Source organism: Nocardia sp. SYP-A9097 (assembly GCF_009649815.1).
GTDB lineage: Bacteria > Actinomycetota > Actinomycetes > Mycobacteriales > Mycobacteriaceae > Nocardia.
Genome location: NZ_WJIC01000001.1, coordinates 259,009 through 273,568, shown reverse-complemented (window position 1 = coordinate 273,568; position 14,560 = coordinate 259,009). Strand labels below are relative to the sequence as shown.

The 14,560-nt window shown below is 66.0% G+C and carries 10 protein-coding genes; 2 read left to right on the top strand and 8 right to left on the bottom strand.

The features are described from left to right. The first annotated feature begins 4 nt into the window (after positions 1-4). Positions 5-1,534 carry a serine/threonine-protein kinase gene (locus GFY24_RS01370; RefSeq protein ID WP_153803099.1) on the top strand — a complete coding sequence of 510 codons (1,530 nt, stop codon included), beginning with the start codon at positions 5-7 and terminating at the stop codon, positions 1,532-1,534. Here GFY24_RS01370 and GFY24_RS01365 read toward each other — a convergent pair. The 4 genes from GFY24_RS01365 to GFY24_RS01350 form a co-directional block, all read right to left on the bottom strand. Continuing rightward, positions 1,527-3,338 (bottom strand): 6-pyruvoyl-tetrahydropterin synthase-related protein, encoded by a 1,812-nt coding sequence (locus GFY24_RS01365; protein WP_153803475.1) that lies wholly within the window; start codon positions 3,336-3,338, stop codon positions 1,527-1,529. The genes GFY24_RS01370 and GFY24_RS01365 overlap by 8 nt on opposite strands. A gap of 264 nt (positions 3,339-3,602) precedes the next feature. Next, positions 3,603-5,576, bottom strand: coding sequence for an arabinofuranosyltransferase (locus tag GFY24_RS01360; protein ID WP_153803098.1), 1,974 nt, complete (start codon positions 5,574-5,576; stop codon positions 3,603-3,605). Positions 5,577-5,786: 210 nt separating this feature from the next. Continuing rightward, positions 5,787-6,548, bottom strand: a complete 762-nt coding sequence (locus GFY24_RS01355; protein ID WP_309230293.1) for a decaprenylphospho-beta-D-erythro-pentofuranosid-2-ulose 2-reductase — start codon at positions 6,546-6,548, stop codon at positions 5,787-5,789. Next, positions 6,545-8,029: an FAD-binding protein gene (locus tag GFY24_RS01350; protein ID WP_375335991.1), complete on the bottom strand. Its 1,485-nt coding sequence runs from the start codon at positions 8,027-8,029 to the stop codon at positions 6,545-6,547. The genes GFY24_RS01355 and GFY24_RS01350 overlap by 4 nt, the downstream gene beginning before the upstream one ends. Before the next feature lie 65 nt (positions 8,030-8,094). Here GFY24_RS01350 and GFY24_RS01345 point away from each other — a divergent pair, with 65 nt between their 5' ends. Continuing rightward, a complete protein-coding gene (locus tag GFY24_RS01345; protein ID WP_309230292.1) occupies positions 8,095-8,550 on the top strand; it encodes a GtrA family protein in 456 nt (151 codons plus the stop codon). Positions 8,551-8,576: 26 nt separating this feature from the next. On the opposite strand, the gene GFY24_RS01340 is transcribed toward GFY24_RS01345, so the two are convergent. From GFY24_RS01340 to GFY24_RS01325, 4 genes are all read right to left on the bottom strand, one after another. Continuing rightward, positions 8,577-9,200: a pyridoxamine 5'-phosphate oxidase family protein gene (locus tag GFY24_RS01340; RefSeq protein WP_153803095.1), complete on the bottom strand. Its 624-nt coding sequence runs from the start codon at positions 9,198-9,200 to the stop codon at positions 8,577-8,579. Between the two features lie 240 nt (positions 9,201-9,440). Then, complete coding sequence (locus GFY24_RS01335) at positions 9,441-10,097, bottom strand: Crp/Fnr family transcriptional regulator (protein WP_153803094.1); 657 nt, start codon at positions 10,095-10,097, stop codon at positions 9,441-9,443. A gap of 7 nt (positions 10,098-10,104) precedes the next feature. Beyond that, complete coding sequence (locus tag GFY24_RS43250; RefSeq protein WP_153803093.1) at positions 10,105-12,219, bottom strand: adenylate/guanylate cyclase domain-containing protein; 2,115 nt, start codon at positions 12,217-12,219, stop codon at positions 10,105-10,107. A gap of 34 nt (positions 12,220-12,253) precedes the next feature. Continuing rightward, positions 12,254-14,440 (bottom strand): molybdopterin-dependent oxidoreductase, encoded by a 2,187-nt coding sequence (locus GFY24_RS01325; protein ID WP_153803092.1) that lies wholly within the window; start codon positions 14,438-14,440, stop codon positions 12,254-12,256. Positions 14,441-14,560 lie beyond the last annotated feature (120 nt).

Genomic DNA, 14,560 nt, shown 5'->3' with positions numbered 1-14,560 from the left:
CGTCATGGCTGAACTGCGACCCGGTGAGGTGATCGCCGGATACGTCATCGAGCGCAGTGTCGGGGCGGGCGGTTCCGGCACCGTCTATGTGGCCCGGCATCCGCGCCTGCCCCGCCTCGCCGCGGTCAAGGTCTTCGGCAATGCCGGGGTGAACGCCGATGCCGAGGCGTGGCGCAGATTCGAACGCGAGGCCGATATCACCGCGCGCTTCGACCATCCCAATATCGTGGCCGTCTACGACACCGGCGAAGACGCTGGGCGACTGTGGATTTCCATGCAGTACGTGGACGGCAACGATGCCGACGCACTGCGCGGCACCCGGCCCGATCGGGCGCTGCGGATAGCGAGCGGGGTGGCATCGGCCCTGGACTACGCGCACGGCAAGGGCGTACTGCATCGCGATGTGAAGCCGTCGAATATCCTGCTCTCCCCGGCCGAGGACGGGCGGGCCGAGCGAGCCTTGTTGACCGACTTCGGGATCGCCCGGCTGCGTGATGAATCCACCCATCTCACCCGTACCGGGGATGTGGCGGCCACCTTCGCCTTCGCCTCGCCGGAGCAGGTCTCCGGTGCGCCGCTGGATCCGCGCACCGATCAATACTCGCTGGCCTGCACGCTTTTCGTACTGCTCACCGGGCATCGGCCGTATATGGCCAAGGATCTCGCGGGCTGGGTGCTCGCGCACACCCAGATTCCGCCGCTGCGCATTACCCAGGTCCGTCCGGACCTGCCGCGCGCACTGGATTTCGTCTTCGACCGCGCGCTGGCCAAGAATCCGGAGTACCGATTCGGCGGCTGCGCCGATTTCGTGGATGCCGCCTGGAATGCCATGTCCGGGCCGGTCACCGCCGACCAGTTGCCGTATGTGAGTGCGCCGCGGCCGATTCCACCGGTCGATCCCTCGCGGATGAAGACCACCATGCGCGCCTCGGGATTCCCGTCCGGGTACGCGCCGGAATCGACTCCCGCGCCCACACCGGTGCCCGTGCGCGTTCCAGCGCGCGGCAATTCGAGGGTGCTCGCCGGGGTGCTGGGCGGCGCGATCGCGATACTGCTGGCCGGTGGTGGCTTTCTGCTGGCGTACAAACTGGAGAGTCACGGAAACAGTGCCGGCGCACCGCTTTCGGCCATAGTGCAGACGGCCGCGACCGGTCCGCCCGGTGTATCCAGTGCGCCCCAGGGGCTCGCCACCACCGCGGCCACGCCCGCCGGGCGGATTCCGGCGTCCTACCTCGGCGAGTGGACCGGTTCGAGCGATCAGAACTCGGACGATTACCGCCTCACCATCCGGCAGGGGGAGGTGAACCAGGTGGTCGAAACCTCCCAGGTCTTCCGGGGCGGAACCCTGGTGTGCGCCTTCGACTATCGCCTGATCGACGTCTCGGCCGGGGAGATCACCGTCGGCAATGGCGTCACCACCAGCGGTGGTTCGAACTGTCATCCCCAATCCACCCAGGTACTACGCCTGGTGGGCGGCCAAATAGTCCGAGACCTCGACATCAGCGGCCACGTCACCTACACCCGGGTCAGTTGAGCATTCCACGCACATCCCAAAGCCATACGCCGTCAACGCGTTCGGCCGGTAAGCCGAGCAGCTGATCCACGGTGATCCGCAGTACATCGGCATTATCGGTGGGCGGCAGCACCATCACATCGGCCTGCCAATACCGCAGATCCGCCAGGGCCCGCGCCCGCGCCGCGTCATCGATGACCGGCACCTTGTTCGACTGCTGCGCCCTGATGAGCAGGCCGGCGGTGGGCCGATCGTCCGGCCCGTACCGCCCCTTCTTATCGGTTCCGGTGGGTCCGACGAAATACCCTCCGGCCAGCGGGAATCGGAAGCCGGCAAGGGTCTGCCACTGCAGGGCGCGCGCGTCCGGCGCGGTCGGCGGCGGCACGATCACCACCGAACCGTGCGAAACGTATTGCCGCACAGTGCCGTCCGAGAAGAAGGCGGGTGCGGGCGGCCGCTGCACCACCGGCAGAATGGTCGGGGTCAGCGGCAGCAATGCCAGGGTCATGGCCGCGAACCACGCGAGGGGTCGCCAATCGGTGGCGGACACCCGCCAATACTCCAGAGCGCGCTGGGTTCCCATGGCGAGCACGATCGCGATGGCCGGAATGGCGGCCATGGTGAATCGCGACTCCAGCACCGAATTGAGCAGTGGAACTTCCTCGAACCACCGCCACGGCAGTTTGATTCCGGTGTCGTGCTTGCCGATCAGCAGCGTCGACCCCAGCGACAGCACCGCACCCGCCACGATGACGGTGACCGCGGCCCGCACCACCCGCTCGCGCCACATGAATACGCTGGTCATGAGCACCAGCAGTAGTAGCGGCCAGCCGAAGTAGGAGTTCTCCTCGGTCGGGTTGATGGCCACGTTCTGCCCGTGCTGGATCATCCCGCCGAGCGATTCGGACGGGAATTGGAACAGCGCTTTCAGATCGTTCTGCATCGGCCCGTGGTCGATGGAACGGTAGGACTGCGGCCCGAAGAACTGCCACCACAGCGGAATCTCGGTGAGCGCCAGGGTGATTCCGGCCGCCAGCAGCACGGTTGGAGTGATGGTGCGCAGTGCTCGAAGTCCGGTGCGCGGTGCGTGCAGGTAGTACGCGAACGCGAACAGGCCGAAGGCCAGCGCGAATATCAGCAGCGGTTCCTCGCCCAGCGCGATCTGCAAGGCGACCAGCAGGCCGAGGATGAAGGCATCGCGCAGCTGTCGCGCCTTGCGCGTCTCCTTCGGACTGTGCGCCTGCCGGGCGACCCGGATGAGCTGCAGTGCGATGAGCGGAAGCAGCGCCAGCACAACGAAATTCGGATGCGCGTTGGCGTGCGAGATCATGGCGGGCGCGAACCCGCAGCACAAACCGCCCACGGCGGCAGCGAGTTTGGACGAGACGAGTTCCCGGGAGAACAGCCAGTACCAGGCGAAGGCGGTGCCGAACAGGCCGAGCGTGAGCACCAGTACGAAGGTGACGGTGGGCCCGAACAGCAGGGTGATGGGTGTCAGCGGTACGCCGACACCGAACATGGCGGTATTGGCCATCATGTTCACGCCGTCGGGATAGTTCTGCAGTCCGGTACCGAGCGGATTCTCCAGGTGCGCGATCTTGTGCGCGGTGACGGCGAAGAACCACTCCCACATGGTCTGGTCCTGACCGCTCTTGATCAGGTAGCCGCGATCGGTGTGCAGCCACTGCCCGGACAGCACCAGTACGGCGAGTGCGAGGTAGCCGGTGGCGGCGATCAGATCGGCGCGGGCCGAGCGCAACCGGTCCGCGACACGCTGTCCGCGAGTGCGCTCCGGGGCAACAGTTTTCGGTACTGTTGGGTCCAGAACCGCTACTGCCGATTGCTCTTCGGTAGTCCGGTCCGTATCCCACCCCTGTGCCACGCGATAACTCCTCTTGCCTTCACAATCAGCGGCCCACGCTACCGGCTACCGTTGAGATTGCGCCGGCAAGTAGGTGAGTTATCCACAGAAAAGGGTGTTCATCCACAGGTTTCAGCGTGTTTCTGTGCATAAGTGATCCTTGTCTCGAGTCCGAATCGAGACCTTGCCGTGGGCCACATCGCAATTCACGGCCCACGGCTATAACGCTCAGGGCCGCATCACAACCAGGGCAAACGGCCCGATATCGGTAACCCGGAAGTGCCCGTCCGCGAACAGCGACTTCGGGAACGTCACGGTATACCGCTTCACATTCGGATCATTCGGATACACGTCCTCGGACAGCCGCAGCGTGTAGTCGTCACCCGAACTACGGAACAGGAACGCATCCGGTGCGCGCCAAGGGGACTGCCGCAGCGCCTCGATGAGCTGCTGCGGCGACTTCAGGGTGCTCCACCGCTTGATCTCCGCCGACCGCGCCGCGAAATCGGCGAGGGGATTCGCGTAATGCGAAGTGAGAGCCTGGAATCCGTAGTACGGGTAGATCGCCAGGAAACTGGTGTCCGCGGTCAGCACCACACTCTGATCGCGCGGCCGCCCCGTCTGCTCCAGCAGCGCCGCGTCGACCGCCCGGTAATGCGTCACCGCCGAAGCTGGCCGCTTATCCGCCCGCTCCCCATTGCCATCGGTATCGGTGTACGCGGTGGTGATCTCATTCGCCAGCACATGCGGAATCTGCTGACTGAACGCGATCGCCCCGATCAGCGCGACCACCCCTGCGGCGAGCGGCATCCGCGCCGGCTCGTTCAACACCTGGTAGATCGCCCGCGCACCCTCCACGAACCCGAATGCCCCCGCCGCCGCGAGCAGCGCGTACAGCATCGGCTCGAGCCGGAATGACAACAGCGTGGTCCCGGCCGCGGTCGCCGTCATCGACAGCAGGCACCACAGGTAGATGGCCACCACGCCGATGCCCAATGCCTGTGCGCGCCGCGAACTTCCGGCGCGCAGCACCAGCCACACCGTGCCGAGCAGGCAGAACACACCCGGCAGCGAGAAGTCGAACATGGGCAGCGGCAATTGCGACCCACCCTCGGGCAGATAGTGGAATGCCGTGCCGGACTTGGGGATCGTCCCGCCCAGCAGCTTCAACAGGAACGGGAACCAAACGGTCAGGGCCAGCAGTCCCGCGATCATCCCCGCGACGATCAGCCGCAGCAGAATCGGCCACACCACCCGCCAGCGGCCCGGCACCGCCATGCTTTTCTCCCGATGCCGTTGCGCCCGAACCGCTTTACCGCGCTCCCGCAGCGCCAGCCCCGCCGCGACCAGCGCCATGAGGCAGACCGCGAATACCGCGACACCGAAGTACAGCGTGTAGAGCATGGCCCCCAAGCCCAGGAACAACCCGGTCCCCAGCACCGCACCCCACCCGCCGGCGGTAGCCGCGGCCGGTTCGGCGGGCCGGTACAGCGCACCCCAGGCCAGCACCAGCGCGGGCGCGAACAGCAATACCAGCGGCGCACTGTAAGCCTCGGGCGACCCATAAGCCAGCGTCACAGCGGTGGTAGCGGCCGCCACCGCAACGGCCCAATCGCCCCGAATCAGCTTGGACCACAGCACAACCGCGATGGCGGCGGTCACCGCCAACCCGATAATCGCGAACGGCTTGAACGCCTCCCACCCGGCCATCCCGGTCAGATTCGCGAACCGCCCACCAACCCAGAACCATCCACCCGGATAGAACGGCGGCAGATCCACATAGTTCATATCGTGCAGCGCCGCACTATCGGTCAACCGCGTCAAATACTGCGTCCGAAACTCCTGATCAACGGAGATCCCGAACAAGTACAACTTGGTGGCCGCCAGCGGCATGCCGAGGGTGACGGTCACAAACCCCGAAATCCCCACCCAGGACAGCGCTTTCGCCACCCAGGGCCACTTGTCCATCCGCACCAGCACGATCGCCGCCACCAGCACCGCCAGCGCGACAACCTGCCCCACGGTCGTCAAAGCCCGAGTCACATTGGAAGAGTTGAACGCGGGCCACTGCACGGTCCCGAAGGCCACCAGTCCGACCCCCGCGACAACGGCCGCCACCCCCGCCGCCAGCACACCCTCCCCGAGCGCACCCCCGGCCCGTCGCACCAGCACCGTCCCCCGGACGCCCGCTTCCTCGCTCATTCCCACTCCGCCTCCGGGTTCGCATCCATGGACCCAGCCACCCTAGCCAGCATCACCCGCCGCCACAGGTTGCGCCCCGCCAACCGCACTTCATGATCAACGGGACATGGCGGGCATCCGCCGAGAGGTGTCCGCCCGGAGGCCCCGTTGATCATGAACGACAACGAGCGGTGGCCGTGGGGCCACCGCTCGTGTGTCTGGTCGCGCTGCCTAGACGGGCAGTTTGCGGAAGATCGGGCGCGGGATGTGGCGCAGGATCATCATGATGTAGCGGAAAGTGCCGGGGGCCCAGACGATTTCCTTGCCCTTTTCGGAGGCTGCTACCGCCAGGGCGGCCACCTCTTCCTTGTCGACGGTCAAGGGGGCTTCCTTGACGTGCGCCGACATGCGGGTGCGGACCTGACCCGGGCGGATCACGGTGACGCGGGGGCCGTGCGGGCGCAGGGCCTCGCCGAGGCCCAGGTAGAAGCCGTCCAGGCCCGCCTTGGTGGAGCCGTAGACGAAGTTGGAGCGGCGGACGCGTTCGCCGGCCACCGAGCTCATGGCGATGATGCGGCCGTAGCCCTGCGCCTTCATCTTCTCGCCGACCAGGACGCCGACGGAGACGGCGGCGGTGTAGTTCAATTCGCAGGCGATGACGGCCTTGCGCTGGTCCTGCCACAGTTCCTCGGCATCGCCGAGCATGCCGAAGGCGACAATGGCGACGTCGATGTCACCGTTCGTCCAGGCGGCCTCGATGACCTTGGGGTGGGAGTCCATCTGCAGGGCGTCGAAGTCGATGATCTCGACCTCGGACGCACCGGCCGACTTCAGCTGCGCGACAGCCTCTTCGCGCAGTGGATCACCGGGTAGCGCCGCCAGAATGATCCGCGCGGGACCCTTCTTCAGGTACTCCGAGCAGATCGCGAGACCGATCTCGGAGGTGCCGCCCAGCAGCAGAATGGACTGCGGATTCCCTACCGCATTGATCACTGAAGCTCCAGCCTTCGGGCCATATCGGACATGAAAACGCCTGTGGGATCGACACTTCGGCGGATCTTGATCCACTCGTCGATCCGGGGGTACATCTTGTGGAAGGTCTCCGCCGTGGTGCGCGAGTCCTTCGCGGTGTAGAGCCGCCCGCCGAACTCGGTGACCCGGCGGTCCAGATCGGTGACGAGCTCATTGAGCCCGGCCCGGATCGGGAAGTCCACGCAGATGTTCCAGCCCGGCATGGGGAAGCTCAACGGCGCGGGGTTACCCGGGCCGAACAGCTTGAAGACATTGAGCGCCGAATAGTGCCCGGACGCCTGGATATCGATGATGATCTTCTTGAACTCATCGACGGCCTCGGTCGGCACCACGAACTGGTACTGCAGGAATCCGGCCGGACCGTACGCCCGATTCCACTCCGCGATCATGTCGAGCGGGTGGTAGAACTGCGTCAGGTTCTGGATCTTGCCGGTGTAGTTACCGCCCAGGGCGTAGTACGCCTCGCCGACCGAACCGAGGGTCAGCTTGTTTGCGGTGAAGCTGGGGAAGATATTCGGCACCGTGAGCAGCTGCGGCGCATCGAATTTCAGCGGATTGCGCTGCTTCTTCGCGGGCAGCTCATCCAGTTTGGCCAGTCGGCCGCGAGTAATGTTGGCGCGCCCCAACTTCGGCAGCGGGTTCATCACATCGAACCAGGCGCTGGAGTAGGTGTAGTTCGCCTCACTGCCGTCGCTGTGCGCGGCAATGGTCTCGTCGAGGCTGCTGGTCTTCACCCCGTCATTGATGAAGTAGGCCGTCTCCGTCGGCACCATTTCGATGGTGGCGCGCAGGATGATGCCGGTCAGGCCGTTGCCGCCGACGGTGGCCCAGAACAGCTTCGCGTTCTTCTTCGGCCCGATGGTGGAGACCTTGCCGTCGGCGGTGAGCAGGTCCAGGGACCGCACGTGATTGCCGAAGGAACCCTCGGAGTGATGGTTCTTGCCGTGGATATCGGAGGCGATGGCACCGCCGATGGTCACCTGCCGGGTACCCGGCAGCACCGGAACCCACAGCCCGAACGGCAATGCCGCCTTCATGAGCTGATCCAGGCTGACACCGCCGTCCACATCGACCATGCGGGAATCGCGGTCGATCCGGTGGATGCGGTTCAGCGCCGGCATATTGATGACGAGGCCGCCGGAGTTCTGTGCGTGATCGCCGTACGAGCGACCCAGGCCGCGCGCGATGACGCCGCGGCGTAGGTGCGCCGGCTTGGAGTCATTGTCTTGCGCGACCATGGTGACCGCCTTGACGATCAACTCCGGGTCGGCGGTCGACAGAACTTCAGACGTGGTGGCTGCGGTGCGACCCCAACCGGTCAGGCGACGGGTCTGCGTCGGCAGTTCGAAGGAACCGTTCGATGCTGCGTCCGCACCCTCGCTCGCCGATTTCGTCTCGGCAGCGGCCGTGGTGGTGGTCTGAGCTTTCGTGGACATCGGGATAGAGGCTACAGGCATAACCGTCTCGAGGCTTGTGTCCTGGGTCCCGACCGATACCCTCATGCCTTGTGACCGCGGAACCCCATCTGCCCCTGCCGCCCGAGCTGCCCCTCATCGACGAGCCCGGTGGCACGGATGTCGATCTGAAGACGCAGATCATCCGCTTCGGTCTCACCGGCGGTCTGTCGGCGATTGTCGACTACGGCCTCTACACCCTGTTCTTCCAGGTCTTCGGTCTGCCGCTGCCGGTGTCGAAGTCGCTGAGCTTCATCGCGGGCACCACCACCGCGTACCTGATCAATCGCCGCTGGACCTTCAAGGCGGAGCCGAGCCGGGCCCGTTTCATCGCGGTGATCATCCTGTACGCGGTGACCTTCGCCATTCAGGTGGGCATCAACCAGATCTGCTACTACGCGCTGGCCGACGAATGGTGGCGCATGCCGCTGGCCTTCTGTGTCGCCCAGGGCACCGCCACCGTGATCAACTTCATCGTGCAGCGCACTGTGATCTTCAAGATCAAGTAGCGCGGCGGTCTTCGAGCTCGAACAGCTCAGTAGTCCACCAGCGCGCCGGATTCGGCCTCGGTCTTGGTGCGGAAGTAGTCGCCGCCCTTGGCGCGCACATTGTCGGTGCCCCACTGCACGGCCTCGCGCTGTGCGGGTACCAGATGTGGAATGTGCTTGCGGCAGTGGATATAAGCCTCTTCCACATCCACCACCACCCAGCGTTCGGGCTGGCGGCCGCGCGCATCGGGCGGCAGATCGGCGACGCAGCGGCGCATGAGGGCGTCGTCCACTATGCGCGCGGTGCCGTTGATATGCAGGCCGATCAGGTCCTGGACGAAGTCGATGAGCAGGATCCCGATGTGCGGGTTCTCCAGCATGTTCCCCAGGCTGGCCAGGACACCGTTACCGCGATACTCGGGGTAGGCGAGCGTGCGATCGTCGATGACGTGCAGGAATCCGGGTTTGCCCGCGCGGAAGCTGTTGTCGCACTCGCCGTGTTTGTCGGCGGTGGCGATGAACGCCATATCCATACGGCCGATGAACTCGATCATCTGATGGTTCAGTTGATCTCGGACTTGATCGGAGTAGAAGCGCTCTGCTCGGTCTTGCGTGCCGTAGCGCTCCTGTAGTTCCCGTTCGCCGTCGCTGCCGTTTCTGATACCGGGCATCGTGCACCCCTTGTGGTAGCTGAAGACCGTGTGGAAGAGGCATGGCCACGAAGCTCGGCCATTCGAAATCCTATACGGTTTAACTAGTTTGGTGTGGCGAATGCGTGAACCGACATATCCGCGCTGGTGAGCGTGGATCGACTGCGTGTCGGACAAACCTTCTCGTGCGAGGATCCTCCCATTCGGAAGCAATCGCTGGAGTTCGGGGTAAATTGCCGACGGGATGCTGTCAAGCCCGGCTTACCGCCGCCGCTGCAATCGCGCCCGATCCAGCACCAGGATCGAGCCGCGTCCGAGCCGCACCACGCCCTGATCCTCCAACTCGCGCAACACCTTATTGGCGGTCGCGCGGGTGGTCCCGGCCATGGAGGCCAGATCCTCCTGGGTCAGCCGGATATCCGCGGGCTTACCGTCACCGTCGCCGTACACATCGGCCAGATGCGCCAACCGCCGCAGCACCCGCGTCTCCACCGGCAGGTACAGCGCCTCCAGCACCGCCGCCGAGAGCCTGCGCACCTGTGCCGCAAGGGAAGTGGTGAGGAACCGCTCCACCTGCGGATGCTCCCGGCGCAACCGCTCCAGCTGGGTCCGGTTCAGGGTGAGGGTCTCTCCGTCGGTGACCGCGACAATGGTCGCGGTGCGCCGGGCGTCCGGGCTCAAAAGCGCTTGCTCGCCGAACATTTCACCGGGACCGAGAATGGTGAGGGTGGCGGTATTGCCCAGCGGTGTGGTGATCCGCACGATGTAGCGCCCGGACAGGATCAGGTGTACGCAGTCGCCGGGATCGCCCTCATGACAGACGATATCGCGGCGGCGGAACCGGCGCGGGGTGCACGCCGCGATGAACTCACGGCGCTCGGCGGGCGAAAGCCCCTCCAGCAGTTCGAATTCCGCCATCACTACCTCACCGCAGACCGATCAGCCGATAGACCGTCACCGGCAGGCTCTTACCCTTGATATCGAAGTCACCGAGATTGCGCACCTCGGCGCGGTCGCCGAGCCGCTCCCGGGTCAGCGGCCCGACCGCGACCGTGCCCGGTTCGGCCAAACCCTCCAGGCGTGCGGCCAGATTCGTGGTGTCGCCGATGGCGGTGAAGTTCCGCATCTCCCGCGCACCCACATTGCCGACGATCGCGGGTCCGGTATTCACCCCGACCCGGAACATGGGCCACTCCAGCGTGTTCGAACCGCTCACCCGCGGAATACCGATGGTGTCGCCGGTGCCCACCCGGCCGCGGAGGTCGGCCGGCGGAATCGGTCCGGCCGGGATGCTCGCACCGCCGACGCGCTCCCGTACGGCAGCGGTCGCGCGCTGTATGGCCAGGCCGGCCCGCGCCGCCCGCAATGCGTGATCGGGTTGCCGCACAGGCGCATTGAAGATCGCCATCACGGCATCGCCGACGAACTGCACCACGGTCCCGCCCTCGGCCAGGATCTCCGGCACGATGGCCCCGTAATAGGTATTGAGCATGCGCATGACCTGCACCGGCCCGGCCTGTTCGGCGAACGGGGTGTAACCGCGCAGATCCGCCATCAGCACACTCACCTCGTGCACCGCACCGCCCAGCCCGGCCTGGGACGGATCGGCGAGCAGCGCCGTCGCCACCTGCGGCGACATATAGGACCGGAACAGGCCGTCCAATTGCTGGTAGAGCCGGGCGTTTTCGAGTGTCACCGAGGTCTGGCTGGCGAACGATCGCGCGATGGCGTGCTCGGCCGGCCCGAGCTGTGCGGGTGCGCCCGGTCGCAGCAACTCCAGTGCACCGGTGCGAATTCCCTTGACCGTCAACGGATATACGAAGGCCGCCGGATTGGGTGGTAGCCCGTCGCTGAAGTGCAGTCGCCCGTGCCGCAGTATTCCTATTCGCACCAGATCGCGGTCGAAGGCGTGATTGGCGAGCAGCTGGATCTCATCGAGCAACTCCGCCTCACCGCGAATCACATTGGCGCGCTCGCCGACCGCCACCAGCGCGCCGAGCCGCCGCACCTGTTCGCGTTCGTCACCGAGCGCCCGCGCGCTCTGCTGTAGCACCGCCACCTGCCGCTCGGTGAGTCCGAAGCGCCGCGAAAGCTGTTGCGCCACAGCACCGAGTGGTTCGGTCGACGGCACCCCGCCGCTGGCGCGCTGATCCAGCGCCAGCACCATCTCCTCCAGTGCGCGTGCGTAATCGCGCTGAATGGCCGCGACCGTACTGCGCTGGGTGACACTGTCGAACAGCCCGCGCGCCGACCCTTCCCGCCGGAAACTGCGATGCGCGCTCACGGCGATCAGCGCGAAGGCCGCCCCCAGCAGCACATGCCACTCCCACCAGGTGATCCGCCAGCTGCGCCCGAAGCCGACCGCGAACATGGCCTCGGCCAGCAGTACGAACGCGGTGAGCACACTCAACAGCACCGTCGCGCGATTGCGCAGATACAGCCAGGCATAGGCGGCCGCCGCTGTCAGATAGCAGCCGCCGCCGAGGAAGGCCGCCGCCACCAGCGGCCCCTGCACCTCGTCCGGATCGGGAATGGTGTCGAACGGCGGTATCCGGGTGAGCGAGGCCAGTGCCCACACCGCCATGAGAGTCGAAGGCAGGGCGGCGAGGAGATCGGTGAAGCGGTGCGCCCGCGCGGTGGGCCCGTACTCCACGATCGAGGCCAGCGCCGCCAGCCCGCCCAGCACCATACCCACCGGAACCGCTCCGGTGAACCCCACATTCGGTGTGGAGAGAATGACACCGGGCGTAGCCAGCGCGTGCAGGCCCAGAAAACCCGAATTCAATTGGAACACCAGCGAAACCAGGATCAACCGCATATCCCGGTGCGCGCGGGCGGCCCGCAACAGCAGAATCCCCAGCGCCAGCGACAACACCGCCGCACCGAGAATCAGCCAGAAGTGCATACCGCTGTGCATATACAGGTGATCCAGTCGCGGATGCGTGACCAGCAGCCACAATCCGGCCGCTGGCAGTGCCACATGCACCGCCCACAACGTGACCCGAACCACCGGAATACCCCGCGCCTCAACAGATTTCACTGTTCTCCCCACCCCGCTTCGAGCTCGCCGGATGTCAAGCGGGCGTCAGCGTGACCGGTACGCCGTTGAACACGGCATTCCCGGAGGGCACATCCACCAGCGAATCATCGGTCAGCGCATTGGCATTCACCCCGGCGTGTGCCCGCGCCACCGCCTGATCGGAATCCCCGTGGCCCCATCCGTGCGGCAGGCTCACCACACCCGGCATGATGTCCTCGGTCGGCTCCAGCTCCACCGTGATCGCACCCGCCGCGGACTTCACCACCGCCTGCCCATCCAACCCCAGCCGATTCAAATCGTCCGGATGAATATGCAGCGTGCACCGATTCGACCCACCCACCAGCGGCCCCACATTGTGCGACCAGCTGTTGTTCGACCGCAGCTGCCGCCGGCCCACCAACACCATCGCGGGTGCCGCATCCGCCAACCGCTCATGCAACCGCGCGACGTCCGCCAGCAATGCCTCCGGAGCCAACTCCACCTGCTTGGACGCGGTCAGCAACAACTCGGGCAGCCGCGGCTGTAGCGGACCGAGATCCAGTCCATGCGGATTGTCCAGCAGCACTTGCAGATTCAGCGTGCCGCCATTCCATTCACCGTACGGTCCGAGCTTGAGCATCAGATCGATGCGCTGCTCGATGCTGTTCTCGCCCAGCAACTCTCCGCGCCGATCGGCCCGCCCGGCCTTGTGCAGTGTCGCCGCGATGACGAATTCATCGACAGCCGCAAGCGGATTCACCCCCGGCTGCGCCTCCTGGCCGGTAATGGCCAGCGCGAGCCGCGCCATGATCTCCGATTCGGAGAGCTGGTCCGCACCCAGCGGCAGCAGTGGCCGCGAGTACCGCGCATAGTTGTGCACGGCGAAATTGAGCAGTGCGAAGTCGTAGTGCGGCGATTGCAGAATGCGCGGCGGCGGCAGAATCACATCGGCGTATCGGGTGGTCTCGTTGAGGTAGCGGTCCACGCTCACCATGAAGTCCAGGCCCGCGAAGGCGTCGGCCAGCCGCGGTCCGCTCGGCGCGGAGAGCACCGGATTACCCGCCACGGTCACCATGGCGCGAATCTGCCCCGCACCGGGCGTGCGGATCTCATCGGCCAGGGTCGCGACCGGCAGTTCACCCATGGCCTCGGGCAGTCCGCGCACCCGACTGTTCCAGCGCCCCAACCGGAATGCCCGGGTACGTACGATCCCCAGCGCGGCCCCGTTCGCGAACATGGCCCCGCCGGGCGAGTCCAGATTCCCGGTCAGCACATTGATCACATCGACCAGCCACTGCGTCAGGGTGCCGAATTCCGCTGTGCAGGTACCGATTCGCGCGTACACGGCGGCGGTGGGCGCACCCGCCAGTTCCCGTGCGAGCCGCACCACGGTCTCGGCCGCTGTCCCGGTGCGCTCTTCGACCACCTCGGGCGTGAAAGGTGCGGCGGCAGTGCGCACTTCCTCCAGCCCCCGCACATCCACTCGCACCGAGGTGAGCTCCCGCGCGAACAAGGTGTGCACAATCCCGAACAGCAGGTACGCGTCACTGCCCGGCCGCACGAACAGATGCTCGTCCGCGAGCTTGGCGGTGCGGGTGCGCCGCGGATCCACCACCACGAACTTCCCGCCGCGCTGCTGCAGCGCCTTCAATCGTCCCGGGAAATCCGGTGCGGTGCACAGTGATCCATTGGATTCCAGCGGATTCGCACCCAGCATGAGCAGATAGTCGGTGCGATCCAGATCCGGCACCGCCACCGTGAACGGATCCCCGAACATGAGCCCGGAGGACACCTGCTTGGGCATCTGATCGGCGGTACTGGCGGAGAACAGGTTTCGCGTGGCGAGCGCCCGAATCAGCACCGGCACATGCAGTGCCCCCGCCAGCGTGTGCGCATTCGGATTCCCGAGGTACAACCCCACCGACTGATTCCCGTACTCGGCGGTGAGCTGCGGTATCCGCTCCCGAATGAGCCCGAACGCCTCCGCCCAGCTCGCGGCCCGGCAGGTATCGGTGGCGCGATCCCGGATCATGGGGTGGGTCAGCCGATCCGGATCCTCGTCCAGCTGCCCGAGCGTCGCACCCTTGGGGCAGATGAATCCGCGACTGAACGGATCGGCCTTGTCCCCGCGTACAGCCGTGACATGGTCGCCGCCGTCGATGGTGATCTCCAGTCCGCACACCGCCTCACAGAGCGGGCAGGTGCGCGGCAGCGTCCGCGGGGCATTCGTGGCGGGGGTCATACCTCATCATCGCCCCGGGGCCGCACAAGGGAAACAGCATCGGATCAACTCGGCGGCAACGGAGTGTGTCGGGTACTCGACACACCGGGTGTGCGCGCGCGGACAGACACCGCCCACCCC

Excerpts from the sequence above, each read along its gene's own strand:
- GFY24_RS01370 (WP_153803099.1), top strand. The coding sequence starts at position 5 with ATGGCTGAACTGCGACCCGGTGAGGTGATCGCCGGATACGTCATCGAG.
- GFY24_RS01360 (WP_153803098.1), bottom strand. The coding sequence starts at position 5,576 with ATGAGCGAGGAAGCGGGCGTCCGGGGGACGGTGCTGGTGCGACGGGCC.
- GFY24_RS01340 (WP_153803095.1), bottom strand. The coding sequence starts at position 9,200 with ATGCCCGGTATCAGAAACGGCAGCGACGGCGAACGGGAACTACAGGAG.
- GFY24_RS01335 (WP_153803094.1), bottom strand. The coding sequence starts at position 10,097 with ATGGCGGAATTCGAACTGCTGGAGGGGCTTTCGCCCGCCGAGCGCCGT.
- GFY24_RS01325 (WP_153803092.1), bottom strand. The coding sequence starts at position 14,440 with ATGACCCCCGCCACGAATGCCCCGCGGACGCTGCCGCGCACCTGCCCG.